At 49.9% G+C, this 822-nt stretch carries 1 protein-coding gene; it reads left to right on the top strand.

Annotated elements, in window-relative coordinates; translation table 11 throughout:
- On the top strand, nucleotides 1–822 hold an 822-nt coding region (locus tag A3757_RS01530; protein WP_197469642.1), incomplete at both ends, for a GspE/PulE family protein.

Below are 822 nucleotides of genomic sequence, written 5' to 3' on the forward strand. Positions count from 1 at the left end.
GGCAGCGTATAGATGGCATTCTGCAAGAGCAGGTGATGAAAGAGACACGAATCAATGCCGCCCTGGTACTGCGTTTGAAGTTGATGTCGGGCTTAAATATATCCGAAAAAAGAATTCCTCAAGATGGACGCTTTAACGTTAGGGTTAAGGCGCGGTCAGTGGATGTGCGTCTATCGACGATGCCTACGCAATATGGCGAGTCCGTGGTGATGCGTCTTCTTGATCAGACCGAAGGTATTCTGGGGCTGGACAAGGTAGGTATGCCCCCCAAAATACTCGAGCGTTTTAGAATCGCAGTGACACGTCCGCATGGACTGGTACTGGTAACCGGGCCGACGGGGAGTGGTAAAACTACCACTTTGTATGGCGCGCTATCTGAATTGAACAAACCAGAAGTAAAAATTATTACCGCAGAAGATCCGGTTGAATATCGTCTTCCGCGAATTACTCAGGTACAGGTTAACCCAAAGGTGGGATTGAATTTTTCTACCGTACTTAGGGCCTGTTTGCGTCAAGACCCGGATATTGTTTTGGTTGGTGAGATGCGAGACCAAGAGACCGCAGAAATTGGCTTGCGGGCGGCAATGACAGGTCATATGGTGATGTCGACCTTGCATACCAATGACGCGATTGGCAGTGCCATGCGTTTGATTGATATGGGCGCAGAGCCTTATTTGGTAGCGAGTTCTTTGGGCGGGGTGCTGGCCCAGCGTCTTATCAGACGGGTATGCCCGAACTGTGCGACCGAGTATCACCCAACGGAACAGGAGAGAATCTGGCTAGGTAGTATGGTCGCTGAAGGTGAAATCCTACCAGATAATT

The organism is Oleiphilus sp. HI0117, from assembly GCF_001635235.1.